Annotated in this window: 16 protein-coding genes; all 16 read right to left on the bottom strand. The window is 54.0% G+C overall.

Translation table 11 applies throughout. From position 1 onward, the window contains the following. Window positions 1-29: 29 nt before the first annotated feature. Complete coding sequence (locus NSQ80_RS00225; RefSeq protein ID WP_260071391.1) at window positions 30-1,685, bottom strand: polysaccharide biosynthesis protein; 1,656 nt, start codon at window positions 1,683-1,685, stop codon at window positions 30-32. Window positions 1,686-1,890: 205 nt separating this feature from the next. After that, the gene (gene spoVT / locus NSQ80_RS00220; RefSeq protein WP_009226342.1) at window positions 1,891-2,433 is read right to left on the bottom strand and encodes a stage V sporulation protein T; all 543 of its coding nucleotides are present in this window, start codon (window positions 2,431-2,433) and stop codon (window positions 1,891-1,893) included. 314 nt (window positions 2,434-2,747) lie between these two features. Beyond that, on the bottom strand, window positions 2,748-3,908 hold the full coding sequence (locus NSQ80_RS00215) for a peptidylprolyl isomerase (RefSeq protein WP_036646169.1): 1,161 nt from the start codon (window positions 3,906-3,908) through the stop codon (window positions 2,748-2,750). Next, the gene (gene mfd / locus NSQ80_RS00210; protein ID WP_036646172.1) at window positions 3,895-7,419 is read right to left on the bottom strand and encodes a transcription-repair coupling factor; all 3,525 of its coding nucleotides are present in this window, start codon (window positions 7,417-7,419) and stop codon (window positions 3,895-3,897) included. The genes NSQ80_RS00215 and mfd overlap by 14 nt, the downstream gene beginning before the upstream one ends. 158 nt (window positions 7,420-7,577) lie before the next feature. Next, window positions 7,578-7,808: an anti-sigma-F factor Fin family protein gene (locus NSQ80_RS00205; protein ID WP_009226345.1), complete on the bottom strand. Its 231-nt coding sequence runs from the start codon at window positions 7,806-7,808 to the stop codon at window positions 7,578-7,580. Window positions 7,809-7,893: 85 nt separating this feature from the next. Continuing rightward, window positions 7,894-8,454 (bottom strand): aminoacyl-tRNA hydrolase, encoded by a 561-nt coding sequence (pth, locus tag NSQ80_RS00200; protein WP_009226346.1) that lies wholly within the window; start codon window positions 8,452-8,454, stop codon window positions 7,894-7,896. Between the two features lie 664 nt (window positions 8,455-9,118). Further along, window positions 9,119-10,072 carry a ribose-phosphate diphosphokinase gene (locus NSQ80_RS00195; protein ID WP_009226347.1) on the bottom strand — a complete coding sequence of 318 codons (954 nt, stop codon included), beginning with the start codon at window positions 10,070-10,072 and terminating at the stop codon, window positions 9,119-9,121. Window positions 10,073-10,169: 97 nt separating this feature from the next. Then, the gene (gene glmU / locus NSQ80_RS00190) at window positions 10,170-11,585 is read right to left on the bottom strand and encodes a bifunctional UDP-N-acetylglucosamine diphosphorylase/glucosamine-1-phosphate N-acetyltransferase GlmU (protein WP_260071388.1); all 1,416 of its coding nucleotides are present in this window, start codon (window positions 11,583-11,585) and stop codon (window positions 10,170-10,172) included. Between the two features lie 163 nt (window positions 11,586-11,748). Then, a complete protein-coding gene (gene spoVG / locus NSQ80_RS00185) occupies window positions 11,749-12,033 on the bottom strand; it encodes a septation regulator SpoVG (protein WP_009226349.1) in 285 nt (94 codons plus the stop codon). A gap of 176 nt (window positions 12,034-12,209) precedes the next feature. Next, the gene (purR, locus tag NSQ80_RS00180; protein WP_260071387.1) at window positions 12,210-13,046 is read right to left on the bottom strand and encodes a pur operon repressor; all 837 of its coding nucleotides are present in this window, start codon (window positions 13,044-13,046) and stop codon (window positions 12,210-12,212) included. A 116-nt stretch (window positions 13,047-13,162) separates the two neighbouring features. Next, window positions 13,163-14,017, bottom strand: coding sequence for a 4-(cytidine 5'-diphospho)-2-C-methyl-D-erythritol kinase (gene ispE / locus NSQ80_RS00175; protein ID WP_260071386.1), 855 nt, complete (start codon window positions 14,015-14,017; stop codon window positions 13,163-13,165). Window positions 14,018-14,205: 188 nt separating this feature from the next. Next, the gene (locus tag NSQ80_RS00170; RefSeq protein WP_036646175.1) at window positions 14,206-14,385 is read right to left on the bottom strand and encodes a small, acid-soluble spore protein, alpha/beta type; all 180 of its coding nucleotides are present in this window, start codon (window positions 14,383-14,385) and stop codon (window positions 14,206-14,208) included. A 223-nt stretch (window positions 14,386-14,608) separates the two neighbouring features. After that, window positions 14,609-14,884: a Veg family protein gene (locus NSQ80_RS00165; protein WP_009226353.1), complete on the bottom strand. Its 276-nt coding sequence runs from the start codon at window positions 14,882-14,884 to the stop codon at window positions 14,609-14,611. 207 nt (window positions 14,885-15,091) lie between these two features. Then, the gene (gene yabG / locus NSQ80_RS00160; protein ID WP_260071385.1) at window positions 15,092-15,994 is read right to left on the bottom strand and encodes a sporulation peptidase YabG; all 903 of its coding nucleotides are present in this window, start codon (window positions 15,992-15,994) and stop codon (window positions 15,092-15,094) included. A 38-nt stretch (window positions 15,995-16,032) separates the two neighbouring features. Beyond that, entirely contained in the window at window positions 16,033-16,929 is an 897-nt protein-coding gene (gene rsmA, locus NSQ80_RS00155; RefSeq protein ID WP_260071384.1) for a 16S rRNA (adenine(1518)-N(6)/adenine(1519)-N(6))-dimethyltransferase RsmA, read from the bottom strand. Window positions 16,930-16,934: 5 nt separating this feature from the next. After that, window positions 16,935-17,480 carry a ribonuclease M5 gene (gene rnmV / locus NSQ80_RS00150; protein WP_036646178.1) on the bottom strand — a complete coding sequence of 182 codons (546 nt, stop codon included), beginning with the start codon at window positions 17,478-17,480 and terminating at the stop codon, window positions 16,935-16,937. Window positions 17,481-17,638: the final 158 nt, after the last annotated feature.

The raw sequence follows: 17,638 nt of genomic DNA, 5'->3' as shown, positions 1-17,638 counted from the left end.
CAACGGCAAGCAGCAAGCTGCGCAGAGCGCTACGGCAGCAGCCGCAGCTTCCGAAGCAGCGTCAGCAGCTTCGGGCCGATCCGCGGCAGGGCGCCCAGCTCTGCCGCGCTGAGCAGCCGTGTGCGCAGCACGGCTGCGACGAACACGGCTGCGCCAAGCAGCACGCCGAGCAAGCTCACGGCCGCGGCCCCCCCGCGGCCTGCGGGCAGCTCGGCGGCGGCGAGGCGCAGCGCCAGCACCGCGGCGGCCATCGCCAGGGCGGCCGCCGCCGGGCGCAGCAGCGCGTCCCGCAGGCGCGGACGCAGCTGGACCCGGCGCAGCAGCAGCGCGGCGTTCAGCGCCGCTGCTGCGCCGTACGCGGCGACGCCGGCGATGGCGGCGCCGGTGATGCCAAGCTGCGGCACGAGCACCGCGTTTAACGCGGTCTTGAGCAATGCCGCAGCGAGCAGGTGCAGCGCCGGGGCGCGCACGTGGCCGAGGCCCTGTAACAGGGCACTCGTCGCTGCGACCAGCGCGCCGGGCGCCGCCGTCCAGGCCACCCAAGCCAAGGTGGCCGATCCCGCCGCATCCTCGTACAGCATGACGTTGATGGGCGCAGCCAGCAAGGCCAGGCCCAGCGAAGCCGCCAGGCCGATCAGCCAGAACCAGCGCAAGGCCAGCTGCACCTGACGCCGGATCGCCCCGGTATCTCCCTTCATCTGCAGCTCGGCCATCGCGGGCACAAACAACACCGACAGCGACGTCGCCAGCATCGTGACGAGCTGAACCAACGGGATACCCCGGTTGTAAATCCCCACCTGGGCCATGATCTGCAGCTCCTCCCCATGGGCGGAAAGCAGCCGCGGCAGCGTGAACGTATCCACCAGGCTGATCAGCGGCACCCCAAGCGAGGCCAAGCTGATCGGCAGCGCAACCTTGAAGAGCGCGGACCATCGCTGCCCCCTTGTTTCCCGAGGTAACAATCGTTTCTCGTCAGTCAGCGGCTGATCCGCCTCCGCCGATGGTCCGGCTTCCCGCCGCTGCAGCGAAGAACGGGTATAGCCCCGCCAATACAGCAGCATCACGGCAAGACCCGCAGCTGCTCCCGCGGAGGAGCCGACCAGTGCCCCTCCGGCAAGATCCGCATCAGCGGCTCCCAGCCGGCTTAACGCCAGCAGCAGGACGATCATCACCGTGACACGAATGGCCTGCTCCACCACCTGGGAGACCGCGGTCGGCGTCATATTTTGGTGTCCCTGAAAATATCCCCGCAGCGCCGCCGCCACCGGGATGAGCAGCAGCGCAGGCGCCGCCCCGCGAAAAGCCGGAATCAACAAGCTGCTTCCGATGAGCTGCGATAATACCGGGGCGCCAAAGTAAAGCAGCACCGCAAAGGCAACCCCCAACACCAGCATCGTCGCCGATGCCAGTCGCAGCACCTCGCTCCGCTCCCGTTCCAGCCCAGGGGCCTGGCGTTCCGCAATAAATTTGGCCACCGCCGCCTGAAACCCCGAGGTCGTGAGCGTAACCAGCAGGGTGTACAAAGGGTATACCGTATTATAAATACCGAATACGCCGTCTCCCCCGATATTTTGCAGCGGGATCTTCTGCAGCATTCCCAGCAGCTTGGTGATTAGCGCCGCCGCGCTCAGAACGGCCGCTCCCTTTAGCAGCTTGGAGGACAGGCTTTCCTTCGTTTCCATCATGGCAACCTACTTTGCTTTAACAGTCATCAGCATGTTTTTAAGCTAACAGGTTCCATTATAAGACGAAACGGAGGCCATCGCCATTTCCTAAGCCCCAACACAAAAAAACTTACACATCCCTCTAAGTTTCGGACGGACGGCGTCCGCCCCAAACAGCGGTGTGTGTAAGTTCCTCCATGCGTCTTGCGGATATCTTGAGTTCTTTTTATTGCTCCATCTGTTTTGCGAGAAAACCGGCAGCTGTCTCCGCCATTTTCGATTCCAAGTCGGACATCTTCACAGAATCGTCCTTGTTCACAAGCACCACAGTCCCGATCGGGTCACCGCCAGCAATAATTGGCGCAATGACAAACGAAGAGATGTTTTCTGGATGATCCTTCGTAATTTCGTACGATCCAGACGCTGTTTCCATGATGATTTTACGGCTATCCATGCTGCTCTCCAGCAAGGAACTAATTTGCTTATCCAGATATTCCTTCTTGGAAGCGCCTGCGACAGCAATAATCGTATCCCGGTCGGAGATTAAGGTAATATGGCTGGTGCTCTCATACAGCGACTCCGCATATTCCTTGGCAAAATCGCCCAATTCCCCGATCGGCGAATATTTCTTCAAAATCACTTCTCCATCCCGGTCCACAAAGATTTCGAGCGGATCTCCTTCCCGAATCCGCAACGTTCGGCGGATTTCCTTAGGGATAACAACACGGCCTAAATCATCGATACGGCGTACAATACCAGTAGCTTTCATTTCACTTGATGCCCCGCTTTCTTAGAAGTTTTGAACTACGGCTTGATTTCCTAAAGCTTCACCTAATCGGACTTTATACGTAATCTGCGGCTTACGCAGATGTATGCGCCATAAGCTTCGCCAAAACGAGCGGCCGAAGGTGGGGACAGGGATGGCTTGTTCTGTGATTCTGACCATAGTATTCATCCCGGGCGAACACCTTATTCATCATAATGAACCATGATTTTTAACAGCTGGATGCGTATAAGGAACAATAGGTCCGTCCGCAAAAAAAGCAACGCAAACCTTCTCCGCGCTGCTTCCTAAGCTCTGCTTTATTTGCTCGTATTGCCGCTGTTGGAGCCGGCATTGTTGGCAGCACCGTTGCCCGTGTTGCTGCCCGTTCCGGTGTTTCCGGCATTGCCGGACCCTTCTGTACCGGCATTCGTACCCGTGTCAGTTCCTGCATTGGAGCCATTGCCCGCATTGGTGTCCGTTCCCGTGCCATTTTCGCCGGTGCTCGTTTCCACTTTAGGCAAGTCGATTTTCTTGATGATCTTCTTCTCTAGATCCCCCGCCATGAACTCGTCCAATTTGTTCGAGGCCAGCGTTGTTTGGATCATGTCCTTCTGTTCCTGCGTCAGATCCTCAAATTTCTTCTCGGTCCGAGATTCCACGCGAATGATGTGGTAGCCGTATTCCGTCTTCACTGGATCACCAATTTGGTTCAGCGGTTGGGTCAAAGCAGCTTGTTTAAAAGCTTCTACCCAGTTGCTCACTTCCACGTTCTCGTACAAACCGCCGTTATCCTTGGAGCCCGGATCCTCGGAGTACTGCTTCGCCAACGCGGCGAAATCCTCGCCCTTGTCCAGTTTCGCTTTCACTTCCTTCGCCAGCTTGAGCGTTTCCTCTTCAGTCCGCTCTTTGCCGTCTGGATCGGTGAAGTTAATCAGGATATGGCGGACCGAAGCCGTCGTATAGTCCTGTTTTGTCGCTTCGAATTCCTTCTTCACATCATCCTCAGAGATCTTCTGCCGTTCGCCTTCCATCACGGTATAAATCCGAACCATATAGTCCTTGAATTCGGCTTCGGATACCTTCTGGGCGTCCAGCATATTTTTGAAGTTCTCTTCGCCGTAGGACGATTTCATCAAATCAAACTGCTCCTCGGCTTTCTTCTTGCCGGCTTCTTTCGTCTTCTCGTCGGCTTTGGCTTCAAGGTATTCATACGCGATCTCCTGCTTCACCAAATATTGACGGAAGTCTTCCATTTGCATGAATTGTTCCATTTGCGGCTGAAGGGCAAGCACGATCCGCTGCTCGCGGTCGAATTCGTTCTCCGTAATTTCGCCGCCTTCGTACGTCGCAATAACCTTACTCGTATCTTTCCCTCCCGAGCTTGCATTCTTGCCGCATCCAGCCATAACGGAAAAAGCCAGTACCGTTACAAGCGCAATCAGCAGCATTCTCCATGAGCGCCTTTTACTTTGAAACATTCTGTAGTTCCCCTTTCACTTTGAACGCATCCTTCAGGGCGCCGAGAAACTGCTCCAGCAAGCCCATCATTTCTTTGTCGTCCATTCCCTTGGTATTTATCCGGATAAGCATCACGGACCCTTGACTAAATTGTACACATCTTCCGAATAGATTGCCAACTTCCGCAAGCTTGCTCGGAACGATGGCCTGTTCCTGTCCTTCGTAGAACTTGATCGTCACTTCCTCGCCCCGCAGCGTCATCGACTCGATGCCATACTGCTTGCCGTACAACTTGACGCGGGCAACCGCCAGGAGATTCTGCACGGCATCCGGCAGCTCCCCGAACCGGTCGAGCAACTCGTCCTCCAACTCGGCCACGTCCTCAAAAGTCTGCACAGAGGCTGTCTTCTTGTAGATCTCGATCTTCTGAATGCTGTCGTAGATGTAATCCGACGGCAAATACGCGTCGATGCCCAAATCGATCGTGGTGTTCCAAGTCGCCTCAGCCGGCGGGGTCTCCCCAAGCATCGTAATTTTACGCTTCTGAATTTCTTCCGCCAGCATCTGCGAATACAGATCAAAGCCGACGGAAGCGATGAAGCCATGCTGCTCCGCACCAAGCAAATTCCCGGCGCCGCGGATGGCTAAGTCGCGCATGGCGATTTTGAAGCCGGAACCGAGCTCCGTAAATTCCTTAATCGACTGCAGCCGTTTCTCCGCAACTTCGGTTAAGGACTTATCCTTTTGATATGTGAAATAAGCATAGGCAATCCGGTTGGATCGTCCAACACGGCCGCGCAGCTGATACAGCTGGGACAAGCCCATCTTGTCCGCATCATGCACGATCAGCGTATTGACGTTCGGAATGTCCACTCCGGTTTCAATGATACTGGTGCTGACCAGGACGTCGTATTCCCCGTCAAGAAAATCGAGAATCGTCTTCTCCAGCTCCTGCTCCGACATCTGCCCATGACCAACGACAACTCGCGCTTCCGGCACGAGCATAGAGATTTGTGCGGCCATTTCATGAATCCCTTGCACGCGGTTATACAGGTAATAAATCTGTCCGCCCCTCGCCATTTCCCGTTCGATTGCTTCGCGCACGAGCGACTGACTGTACTCGACGACATACGTCTGCACCGGGAACCGGTTTTCCGGCGGCGTTTCAATGACCGACAGATCCCGTACGCCCAGCATGGACATATGCAGCGTCCGCGGAATTGGGGTCGCCGTCAGCGTCAGCACGTCTACGTTGGTTTTCAGTTTCTTTAACTTCTCTTTATGGGTGACGCCAAACCGCTGCTCTTCGTCAACGATCAGCAGTCCCAAGTCTTTAAAGACCAGATCCTGCGACAAAATGCGGTGGGTTCCGATCACGATATCCACCGTGCCCTGACGAATCCCCTTGATGGTTTCGTTCTGCTCCTTGCGGCTGCGGAAACGGCTAAGCGTCTGAATGTTGATCGGATAACCGGCAAACCGCTCCCGGAACGTCTCATAGTGCTGCTGCGCCAAAATCGTCGTTGGCACAAGCACGGCAACCTGCTTGCCTTCAATCGCTGCCTTAAAGGCCGCGCGGATAGCGACTTCGGTCTTGCCATAACCAACGTCACCGCACAGCAGGCGGTCCATTGGACGGCTTTGTTCCATATCTCTCTTGATTTCCTCAATGGCCCGCAGCTGGTCCGGAGTTTCCTCATACGGGAACATCGCTTCGAATTCCTGCTGCTCCGGAGTGTCCTTCTCGAAGGCATACCCCGGGGCAGCTTGCCGCTCAGCGTACAGCTTGATCAAATCGTCGGCGATGTTCTGGACGGAGGAACGAACCTTGTTCTTCACGCGGTTCCACTCGTTGCCGCCCAGCTTATAAATCTTCGGTTCCTTGTCCTCGGAACCCACGTATTTCTGAATCATGTCGATCTGTTCGATCGGTACCGACAGCTTGTCGCCGCCGGCATAGAGGATATGCATGTAATCCTTGTGGATCCCGCCGACCTCCAGCGTACCGATGCCCATGTATTTCCCGATCCCGTGGTTCTGGTGAACGACGTAATCGCCGACCTTCAGCTCGGTATAACTCTTGATCCGTTCGGCATTGTCCATGCTCTTGGCGACGCGGCGCGCTTTGCGCTGCTTCTGGGAGAACATCTCGCCTTCGGTAATCACGACGAGGTGTACAGAAGGCAGTTCGAAGCCGGACTGCAGGTTGCCTTGCAGTAATTGAGGCTCATCAATGCCGTAATCCTGCAGCACCCGCCGCATCCGATCCATGCGCTCTTCGGTGCTGGCCAACATGATGACGTGGGCGCCGCTTTTTTTCCAACGCTCCATCTCTGCCTTTAAGACATTCATTTGCCCATGAAAATCCTGCATTGCCCGCGTAACGAAATTCACGATATTTTGCGGCTGGGAATGCGGGACTTGACGCAGGAACAATGACAGAAACAACGTCTGGAACGGACGATGGTAGATCAGATGATCCACGTCCACCGCAAGCGGCAGGTCGGGGAGACTCTTCCCGTTCTGGTACAGGTGCAGATTCCACTCCGCCTCATCGCGTTCCAGCTGCTTGGCCGTTTCCAGCAGGCGCGACGGTTCGTCCAGCAGAAGCAGCGTATCCTCTGGCATGTAGTCGTATAACGTTTTTCGCTCTGGATAGATCAAAGAAATATATTTATAGATTTCCGAAAAATAAACATGCTCGCGCAGCATTTCGATTTCTTTGTACATCTCTTCGCGGAGACGATTTTTGGCCTGGCGGTCGGTCATCTTGTCCAGCTGGATCTCCAGCTTCTCGGATAACGCCTGCGCTGCCTGGCCCATCCGTTCCTTCGTTGCGATCAGTTCCTTGCAAGGTGGAATGAACACTTCCTTGATCTGGTCCACCGATCGCTGATCCGCCGGATCAAAGGTCCGGATCGAATCGACCTCATCATCAAACAGCTCCACCCGGTATGCCATGGACGCTGTCAGTGGATAAAAGTCAATGATGCCCCCGCGCAGGCTCATTTCGCCGCGGGATTCCACTCGTTCGACCCGCTCGTAGCCCAGCTCGACCATTTGAGCCATGAAACGCTCCAGCTCCAGCGTGCCCCCGAGCCGGACGGTCAGTCCCGCTTCGGCCATGGCCTCCGGCGTTGGGATATAGCGGCGAATACCGGAATAAGGCACCACCACGATGCCCCGGAATCCCCGGGAGCATTGCAGCAGCACCTCGATCCGCTGGGCCAGCGTTTCCGGGCTGGATACGGCCGATTCGGCAGCAACCAGCTCATTCGCCGGGTACATCAGCACCTGATCCGGTGATAACGCTTCCTGTAAATCTTCATACATTTTCTGTGCGGAGAACATATTGTGGGTCACGACGAGCAGCGGCCGTTTCGTTTCCTGATGCAGCGCGGCTAGCATCACTTGCCTGGATGAACCCGACAAGCCGGAAATCAACTGCTCCTTCATGCCCGAATTAATGCCCGCAACCGTCGAAGCAAAATCGGTATCGCGTGAAAAAGCTTCAATAAGTGCTTGTAGCAAATGAGGCACCTCTCTTACTGCTGATGGATAGAAATCTATGGCTAGACGAAAAGGGTAAGTCCAGCTTACCCGAACCAAAAAGGAGCCTCAGCAACGTGCCAAGGCTCTATAACCGTATATTCCGGTAAATTTGTCCATTGTTCCTCGTAGCTTGCAGTCTACTGCAAAGGATTGGCGAGCAGCAGCAGTTCCGGGTTATGATCAAGTGCTTCCTTGCAATAGTCGCAGGTCACCCGGACCGTCATTTCGCCGTTTGAATCATACGCTATTATATCTCTCCGCTCATCGGGGGTCAAGGAATGGAAGCCTAATTGGGCTTCTGTGACTTGAGGCGATTCGATTCTACCAATCACCGTTCGGCAGTGCCGACAAACATAGTTTACAGCCATCTATATGCCTCCTGAAGATTCATTATGTCTCCAGTATGCCCCAAGCGGACGGCTTTTAGCCTATCGACCCTGCTAGATCAATTATTTAGCCGTTAAACTTTGCCATCGTTTGTTCGAAGGTATGGTCCAGGCTATATTCCAATGCATCGCATGCCGCTTGAATGGACTGATCAAGCAGCGGCTTATCTTTCTTCGGAAACGGCGACAGAACATAATCTACGACCGCATACCCTGGCTCCGGCCGGGAAATGCCCATCCGAATTCGGTTAAACGTCTGCGTGCCGATATGTTGAATGATCGACTTAATGCCGTTGTGCCCACCGGCACTGCCTTGATATCTCAGCCGATTACGCCCCAACTCGGTGTCGAGGTCGTCGTACACCACGATCATGTCTTCAATCGACGCCTTATAGTAGTCCATATAAGCGCGCACCGCTTCGCCAGATAAATTCATGTAGGTCATCGGCTTGATCAGCACGACTTTCCCGCCCGGCAGCATCCCCTCTCCAATCAAAGCCTTGCACTTGCTTTGCTTGATCTCGATGCCATGCCGGCGCGCCAGCTCATCCACGGCCATAAAGCCGATATTATGCCGGGTTTTCTCATATTGGGCTCCCGGATTGCCGAGCCCTACGATCCACTTCATGGGTCATGTCCCTCCAAACGCTAATGTATCTTCAAACCGCCTCTGGTGCTTGATTGTTCGTTAAACTAACTACTACTTGCCTCGAATTAACTGGAAAATGTACCGTTAATTTCGGCGTGGATCGGCTGTCCGCGCAACTAACGGTAAAACCTACTGTTAATTTCAGCGAAATTGCCACTTTAGCGAAAAAGTACCCAAATTAACTATACAATTTACCGTTAAATCGCCCAAAACCTACGTTCCCGCCAAAATTAACGGTAGAAATTCCAGTTAGTTTGTATTCACCGACGGGGAGTGCCAACAATCCCGTCGTCCCTACTACTCCCCACCCCACTGCCACTCCAGGGCATTGCGGCCAACACCCTAACGAGGACGTTGCCCTCAGCGTATGGCCATCACCACTCGATCGGTGGGGCAGCATTGTCCGTTGGGCGGATTCAGGCAAGAGGGGGAAATGTTCTGAAGAAGCGAGGCGTTCGCCTTTGTGAGCGGATTTCTACCACTTCTGATTTTAGTCCAATTCAAGAAATCCGCGAGCAACAGCGATCGTAAGAACATTTCACACGGATGCCTGCCTCCGCCTAACACCCAACACTGCCAATACACCGATAGGGGTTACGTCCCCGATTGGGAGGACGCAACCCCTGGTGTGGCAGTGACCATTTTATTCGATCTCGAACAGCTTGCTGATCGACAGCTCCTCGTGCACGCGAATAATCGCTTCGCCCATCAGCGGAGCGACGGACAGCACTTTGAGCTTGCTTGTCGGATTTGGATGCGTGATCGGGATCGTGTCGGTCACGATCACTTCCTTCAGCGGAGAGTTTTCCAGACGTTCCATTGCCGGACCGGACAATACAGGGTGCGTACAGCAAGCGTACACTTCTTCTACCCCGCCTTCCTTCAGCGCGTTAGCGCCAAGGACAATCGTACCGGCGGTATCGATGATGTCGTCGACGAGAATCGCGGTTTTCCCTTCGATGTTCCCGATAATGTTCATGACTTCGCTGACATTCGGTTCCGGACGGCGCTTGTCGATGATCGCCAGCGGCGCGTTCAGGAAATCAGCCAGCTTACGGGCACGAACCACCCCGCCATGGTCAGGCGAGACGACAACCGGATTCGCGATATGCTTGGAACGGAAATACTGGGCCAAGATCGGCACGCCTAGCATATGATCAACCGGGATATCGAAGAAGCCTTGGATCTGCATCGCATGAAGGTCCATCGTAATGACCCGGTGAGCGCCGGCTTTCTCGATCAGATTGGCAACCAGCTTCGCCGTGATCGGATCGCGCGAACGGGCTTTCCGGTCTTGGCGGGCGTAACCGTAATACGGGATAACGACATTAATGCTCTTGGCCGAAGCTCTTTTCAAAGCATCCACCATCACGAGGAGCTCCATCAAGTTATCGTTGACGGGTGCGCAGGTCGATTGCACCACATAGACGTGGCAGCCCCGAACGCTTTCGGACAGCTTGACCTGAATTTCACCGTCACTAAAGCTTGTCGTCTCCGATTCGCCCATCGGAATGCCGATGTAATCGGCGATCTGATGAGCCAATTTCGGATTGGAGTTACAGGTGAATATCTTTAATTTAGAATCACAATAAGTCATAAAATTAAAACCCTCCGTGCTGTGTAGATAGCGTCAGGGAGTCTCTTAAACAACCCACCTTCACAGCTACCCCGTCTATTCAAATGGTCACTGCAGATCACTGCATTCGAAGTTTGGATTCCTGCTGTCTTTGCTTCTTGGCTTTCGCCCGGGCACGAATCTTCTCGGCATAGCCGGGTTTGTTCTCCTGCCGGGTTCTGGCGATGGCGAGGTCATTGTCCGGAACCGATTGTGTGATCGTAGATCCGGCAACGACATAAGCGCCTTTTCCCACCTTAACCGGAGCGATCAAGTTGACGTTGCTGCCTACAAAGGCATCGTCCTCGATCTCCGTAATGGACTTATTATAACCATCATAGTTCACTGTTATCGCGCCGCAGCCAATATTCACGTTCTTACCAACCTTCGCATCGCCGATATAGCTGAGGTGCGAGACTTTGGAGCCTTCATCGAGGGTCGCATTTTTAATTTCTACAAAATCGCCGACCTTCACATGCGCTCCGAGCTTCGCCCCTGGACGCAAATAAGCGAAAGGACCAACCGTCGTCTCCCGGCCGACTTCTGCCTGGCTGAGCACCGACTGTTTCACCTTCGCGCCGTTTTGGATCACGCTATCTTCGATTTCTGCGGCCGGCCCAATCACGCAATCTTCACCGATGGACGTTTTACCGGATAGAACGGTCCCCGGATAAATTACGGTATCCGCTCCAATGGTGACATCGGCCCCGATGTACGTGGAAGCCGGATCAATCACCGTTACGCCGTTCAGCATATGGTTGCGCACGATGCGTTCCCGCATGACGGCTTCCGCTTCTGCCAAGGCCACCCGGTCATTGACGCCAATCGATTCGCGAACGTCGGCTACTGCATAGCCTTCTACGATTTCGTTCGCCTGCACCAAAATGCCGATCACGTCGGTAAGATAATACTCCTGCTGGGCGTTGTTGTTCGTCACTTTCTCCAGTGCAGCAAATAATTTTGCATTATCAAAACAATAAGTGCCTGTGTTAATCTCCTGCACGGCGGCTTCCTCCGGCGAGCAGTCCTTCTGTTCAACGATCCGTTCAACCGTTCCGTTCGCGCCGCGGATCACTCGGCCATAACCATACGGTTGCTCCATCACCGCCGTAAGTACGGTCGCTGCCGCTCCCTTACGTTGATGAAGTTCGAAAAGAGCTTCCAGTGTTTCTGCCGTAACCAAAGGGGTATCGCCACAAATAACCAGTGTGACTCCTTCTTCTCCCGCCAATAATGGCCCGGCTTGCTTGACGGCATGTCCGGTTCCCAGCTGTTGCTCCTGCAACACGTATTCCGCCGATGCACCCAAATAGGATTTCACAGCTTCGGCCCCATGGCCAACAACGACGATGCTGCGTTCGCAACCTGCTTCTTGAACCGCGTTTAGTACATGCCCAACCATCGGTTTGCCGCAAACGGGGTGAAGCACCTTATAGAGCTTGGACTTCATCCGTTTTCCTTGACCTGCAGCAAGAACGATCGCTAACCTCTTCAAGTCCCCGGCCTCCTTCACACTTTTAAAAAAAGAAGTAGTTCTCTCTCTCATTAAAACTCATTACTGAATATATCTCATTTAGGGCAAAAAGAAAAGGGAGCCATGCGGACATGGCTCCCTTTTCCTCGAACCCCAATTAATCAACAAATCAAATAAATGCGACTTACGCCCCTTCTTCAATCGCTTCCTCTTGTTCGGCGGCACGCTCGTACTCAGCCAGAACTGCGGCTTGAATCTTTTCGCGGGTACCGGAGGAAATCGGATGCGCGATATCCCGGAACTCCCCGTCCGGCGTGCGCTTGCTAGGCATTGCTACGAACATCCCATTGTTCCCATCGATGACGCGAATGTCATGAACAACAAATTCGTTATCGATGGTAATGGATGCGATGGCCTTCATTCTGCCCTCAGAGCTGACTCGGCGGAGTCTTACATCCGTAATTTGCATATGTGTTCACCACCTTTTTCCATCAGAGACTTGGTGTATTATTCCACATAGCAAACGGAAATCCTTTTTTTTTGATCAACAAAATGGCCTAAAATCACGATTTTTTTTGATAAAACGGGGTGTTCGACATGTTTCGTCGAGAATTCTTACAATTTGAGGAGATCTCGACATAGTTCTTATTGTTCAAACTTCGAAAAATAATTCCCAGGTTCTACTGAAATCTCCTTTTCCTTGGGATCCACTGCCCGAAGCGTGGCCAGGGAAACGTAATCATGCAGCAGACGCTGCTCGCTGGCAACTTCCCCGGATTCAACCAGAACGCCAACCCCCGCAACCTCTGCGTTAAACTCGGCCAGCAGGTCAACCATCCCTTGGATCGTGCCCCCCGCCTTCATAAAGTCATCGACGATCAATACGCGGGAGCGTTCCTTCAATGCCCGGCGCGACAACGTCATCGTATGCAGGCTCTTATGGGAGCCCGATACGTAATTGATGCTAACGGCGGATCCTTCCGTTACCTGATGGTCGCGGCGAACCAGGACGACCGGCAGATTCAGCTCCGCTCCCGTTGCATAAGCGAGAGGGATCCCCTTCGTTTCCACGGTCATAATGCAGTCGATCTCCAAATCACCGAAGACGGTGGCAAACAACTTGCCCGCCTCATTCATCAGCGCCGGTTGTCCTAAGAGATCCGACATATACAAATATCCGCCCGGTAAAATTCGGTCTGGCTGCGCCAGCTTCTCACAGAGCTGCTGGATAAAAGCGTTCGCTTGCTCCCGTCCGACCCGGGGAATGTATTTCACGCCGCCAGCCGCCCCGGCAAGCGTCAGCAATTCCCCCATGCCTTCACCTTCAAACACTTCTTTAATAATCCCCAAATCCTCGCTGATGGACGACTTAGCCGCCCCATACCGTTGCGCAAAGGTAGTCAGCGGGATTAAATGATGTGGTCTAGACAACAGATAATGGGTCATCTCCACCAAACGAGCGCTTCTCTTTAATTTCTTCACGAAGTACCCCTCGCTGAATCCGAATATTTTAATGAAACTATAACACTTTTGTACGGATTTGTCCAAGCCTTGGAATGAGGCGAAGGAGTACCCGGCTCCAGTCCCGCAGCTGAGCTTTAGGTCAACAGCCGCACGGCGTAAACCTCTTTGCAGAACCCGCGTAATCCGTTATAAATGCGGGGCACCTTCGATTCCTTCGACACGAGCCCAAACACCGTGGGTCCGCTGCCGGACATCAACACGCCGTCCGCGCCAAGACGCAGCATCGCTTCTTTCAGTTGCGCCACCTCCGGGTGAAGCTCTAGCGTCACCTGCTCCAACACGTTGCCGAGCTCTTGGCATACACCCGTGAATGATCGTCTCTCCAGCGCCTCCCGCATCCGGGCTGCCGACGGATGATCGGTAATTCGCTCCGCCTGTAGACGTCCATACACCTCTGCAGTCGACACGTTGATCGGAGGCTTCGCCAACACCACCCAGCATTGCGGCGGATTCACCAGCGGCGTCAGCACTTCGCCTCGCCCTGTCGCCAGCGCCGTCCCGCCCGTCACGCAAAACGGCACGTCCGAGCCCAGCTCCGCCCCCAGCTCCTTCAGCTCCTCTTCGGGAATGCCAAGCTCCCATAGCCGGTTTAAGCCCCGCAGCGTAGCCGCCGCGTCACTGCTGCCGCCGGCAAGGCCGGCAGCCACTGGTATTTTCTTATCGAGGTGTATATAAACCCCGCTCCGCACGTTGTAGCGTTCCTTAATCAACTTCGCCGCCTGAAACGCCAAATTCTTCTCATCCAGCGGAATATATCCGGCCTGGCTCGAAATAATGATCGTATCCCGCGGAAGGGCGCTCATTTCCAAACGATCTGCCAGATCCACCATGGTCATGATCATCTCGACCTCATGGTATCCGTCAGGACGCTTATGTAACACGTCGAGCATTAAATTAATTTTGGCCGGTGCTTTTTCGTAAATTTTCATGCCGCTTCCCCACCTCAGCAATTCCGTGGAATATCCGCATCCATCCGGTCTTTTTGGCACATTCTTTAATTCTAAAAAAACGTTGCCTCCACGTCTATGTATGAAAGACAATTTTTCCTCCCTCTATCTTACTGCATCCAACGAAAAAAACGAAGCTCCCTGAAAGGGACGCTTCGCTGTGGCAGAGGTTATTGCTGTTTCGATGCCGCCTTCTCGGCGAGCTCGATCGCCCGCTTCACCATATTGCCCGCATCTTTCGCCTTGATGCCGCCCCAGCCCTCCTGCTGGACGGTATCGTAAAATCCCAGATCCTTCGCTAACTCGACCTTCAAGTTCTCCGACATCACGCTGCGTCTTCTTCGCGACATGGTCAGTCTCCTCCTTTGGCCATGGATATAGGAACGATGGTTAGTATACGCAGGCACCGTTTCGAGCATACACCGAAACTTTGTCCATCTAAGGTGAACACCCGACAACCTTGGTTGGTGAACCCAGCGACAGCGAGATCACCCTAACCTGCATCTTCGAACGTATCAAAAAAAACGGCCTCACCCGAAGGGCGAGAACCGTTTGCGGTTTGATTCATGATGTTCACGGTTTAATATACGAAATCCGCATCCCGTCGTTGTCGTCATAAACCATAACTTCAACGGATTCGGTCAGTATATCGGCATAACTGTAAGACACACGCTTAAAGGTTTGCTGCTCTTGATCCAGCTTCACAATGAAGACCGAAGGATAGGTCTCCTCCAATACTCCAGTGCGTTCGACGGTCTTCCGGCGACCACCGTTTGCCCGGAGCATAATTTTCTGTCCAACGTGGGCGTCGAGACTATGCTTTATTTCCGACAGCGCATTTTTAGCCATTGCCTGTGACCACCTTCTTTCTTTGTCCATTATACAGGAAAGTCACAAACTTGTCAAATCGAAATAAATAATTATATCAGCAGCAAAAAAGATGTGTCAACGATTATTTTTCGACATTTTCTTTTTACCTGATGGCTAAAGAGCCAGGTACTAAAAAATAACCGGAAGGTCCTGGGGCACTAGCCTCAGTTCCTTCCGGCAACCCTTTCACATGGACGGCACCACTTTCAGCGTCGACAAGTCCTTCAGTTTGGGCAACCCGATTCGGTAACTGCCACGAGTCTCGATCCCGCCAACCCCCTGGGCGCCGCTGATCGTATGATTCAGCACGTCAGTAATCTGGATCGTATCCCGAATCGAGGTGAGCGACGCTTTAGCGGCGATATACACCGGATCCAGCGCATGGATCAGCACCCGGCCGGGCGAACTCGCAAAATTAGCCCCCGCCTGCAGCAGCGCCTCAAAATGCGACTGGCAAGCGCCGGCCACAATCGTTAACGTATCGAAATTCCGTTCGTATTGCCGAGCCATTTGAATGGCCTCCACAAAATACTTGGAATTTTTATAGCTGGTCAAATTATAAAGGTCGCTGGTGGGGCGCGATTTTAACACGCCGTCATGACCCGTGATCACGACGATATCCGGCTTGACCACAGGCAGCAGACGGTACAGCGCATTTGCCATTTGCGATTCCGTGACATAATAGCCTTGAACCGGGACGCGCAGCTTCTGATACAGGCTTAAGCTCTTTTGCAAATAGCGTTCGTCGCCATCGAGATGCAGGACCTTACCCGGGACCTCAAAATAGGCCGGCTCGCCTTGCCCATACAGTTCCCGTCCAATTACCATTCGATTGCGTTCTGCCAATTCCTTGCGGTCTTGCGTTAACCGCTTCAGCGATTCCGTCGCCTTAATGCGGGCCCGCTGCGTCGTCTCTCCTGGGGAAGCCGGGTCTACCCTAACCAAATCAGTTAAGGGCGCATCCGCCAGCAGCCGGAATTCCGTTCCTTTAATAATCGCTTCACTCCGCACAATCTGTTCGATTCGGAACGTAACATCTCCACCGTATGATTTGCGGACGACCAAGTCTCCCAAATTCGCCAAATCCATCACCTCTATCCCATCGTATGGGCGACAAGAGGGAATGGTTACTCGCGGAGTTCCTTCACCCCGGCATTCAGCAGCGTATCACTCAGCTTGGCGAACTCGTCCAGGCTTAATGTCTCCGCCCGCCGGGAGGGCTGGATCCCGGCTTCCTCCAGCAGTTGCTCCAGTCTCTCCCGCCCTTCCTTCGGGAAGAAGCGGCTTTTCAGATTGTTGGAAATCGTCTTTCGTCTCTGGGCAAAAGAAGCCTGCACCACCTCGAAGAAAAACGCCTCATCCTGAACCGCCACAGCTGGCGTCTCCCGCACGGTTAAGCGAATCACTGCGGACTCTACATTCGGCTGTGGAATAAACACGCTGTGCGGCACCGTGCAGATCATCTCCGGGGTGCTGTAGTACTGCACGGCGATGCTAAGGCTGCCGTAGTCCTTGCCGCCGGGAGTGGCAGCCATGCGCTCGGCCACTTCCTTCTGGATCATGACGACGATATGTTTCAGCGGCAGTTTCTCTTCCAGAAGCTTCATCATGATGGGAGTCGTCACGTAATACGGCAGATTGGCGACGACACTGACGCCGCTCACCCCGCTGAATTCCGCAGCAAATAAAGCCTTTAGGTCCAGCTTCAACACATCGCCATGGATCACATGGACGTGCGGGTAGGGCTCCAGCACCTCCTGCAGAATCGGAAGCAGCCGCTGGTCAATCTCCACCGCTGCCACCTTGCCTGCCTCCTGCGCCAGCTTCTCCGTTAAGGCGCCGATGCCCGGCCCGATTTCCAGTGCGCCCTGGGTCTTGTCCAATTCGGCGGCGGCAACAATTTTACCGAGGATGTTCTGGTCGATCAGAAAGTTTTGCCCCAGACTTTTTTTGAACGAAAAACCGTGCCGCTGAATGATCTCCTTCGTCCGGCGCGGTGTGGATACGTCTTCCCTTATGCTCATGGTTCTTAAACTCCTTTGCTTTCCAACTCGGCTAACGCAGCTGCAAACTCCTCGCGGCTGATGCGGAACACGGTTAACCGTTTGTAGAGCTGCTTTCCGTTACAATATCCGATACCCAACAGCTCGCCCAGCGCTTTTCGCCGCGCCGCAGCTTGCGGGTGTACGATTAACCCTGCGTTAATCAAGTCTTCCCAGGTGATTGCGGCCTCTACTCCCGGCGCTTCGCTGCGCACCCGGGACAACGCGGTGCGGATCGCCTCCGGCGAGGCATTCTCCACCCCGATGTCGCCTTTCTTCGTAGCTTCGACCTCAGGCAGGAAAGCGTGCTTGCAGCCCGGCACCCGCGCTGCCACGATTTTACGAATCCGCTCCCCGGCATGGTCGGGGTCCGTAAAAATAATCACGCCCCGGCGTTCCTGCGCCAAAGCGATTTTCTTTAGCACGGCTTCGCCTATCGCCGAACCCCCCGTCTCAATCGTATCCGCCTCTACGGCTCGTTTAATGGCCACGGTGTCATCTCGGCCCTCCACCACGATGACCTCTTTGATCATGGATCTGTCTTCCTTCCTGTTCTTGCTTGTCTCCACCAGAATAACAAAAAGAAGAGGATCATATCATCCTCTTCTAATCCACTGTCCTTCTAATCCACTGTCTTATTCATCATCCTAATACTATCTCATTCCCTCCGCATTGTAAAACGAAAGAGAAC

This window comes from Paenibacillus sp. FSL K6-2441 (assembly GCF_037964765.1).
GTDB lineage: Bacteria > Bacillota > Bacilli > Paenibacillales > Paenibacillaceae > Fontibacillus > Fontibacillus phoenicis.
The sequence above is the reverse complement of the archived record's forward strand: the minus strand, read 5'-3'. Positions and strand labels throughout refer to the sequence as shown.

Coding starts and splice junctions, on each gene's coding strand:
- NSQ80_RS00225 (WP_260071391.1), bottom strand. CDS start 1,685: ATGATGGAAACGAAGGAAAGCCTGTCCTCCAAGCTGCTAAAGGGAGCG.
- spoVT (WP_009226342.1), bottom strand. CDS start 2,433: ATGAAAGCTACTGGTATTGTACGCCGTATCGATGATTTAGGCCGTGTT.
- NSQ80_RS00215 (WP_036646169.1), bottom strand. CDS start 3,908: ATGTTTCAAAGTAAAAGGCGCTCATGGAGAATGCTGCTGATTGCGCTT.
- NSQ80_RS00205 (WP_009226345.1), bottom strand. CDS start 7,808: ATGGCTGTAAACTATGTTTGTCGGCACTGCCGAACGGTGATTGGTAGA.
- pth (WP_009226346.1), bottom strand. CDS start 8,454: ATGAAGTGGATCGTAGGGCTCGGCAATCCGGGAGCCCAATATGAGAAA.
- NSQ80_RS00195 (WP_009226347.1), bottom strand. CDS start 10,072: ATGACTTATTGTGATTCTAAATTAAAGATATTCACCTGTAACTCCAAT.
- spoVG (WP_009226349.1), bottom strand. CDS start 12,033: ATGCAAATTACGGATGTAAGACTCCGCCGAGTCAGCTCTGAGGGCAGA.
- ispE (WP_260071386.1), bottom strand. CDS start 14,017: ATGAAAATTTACGAAAAAGCACCGGCCAAAATTAATTTAATGCTCGAC.
- NSQ80_RS00170 (WP_036646175.1), bottom strand. CDS start 14,385: ATGTCGCGAAGAAGACGCAGCGTGATGTCGGAGAACTTGAAGGTCGAG.
- NSQ80_RS00165 (WP_009226353.1), bottom strand. CDS start 14,884: ATGGCTAAAAATGCGCTGTCGGAAATAAAGCATAGTCTCGACGCCCAC.
- yabG (WP_260071385.1), bottom strand. CDS start 15,994: ATGGATTTGGCGAATTTGGGAGACTTGGTCGTCCGCAAATCATACGGT.
- rsmA (WP_260071384.1), bottom strand. CDS start 16,929: ATGAGCATAAGGGAAGACGTATCCACACCGCGCCGGACGAAGGAGATC.
- rnmV (WP_036646178.1), bottom strand. CDS start 17,480: ATGATCAAAGAGGTCATCGTGGTGGAGGGCCGAGATGACACCGTGGCC.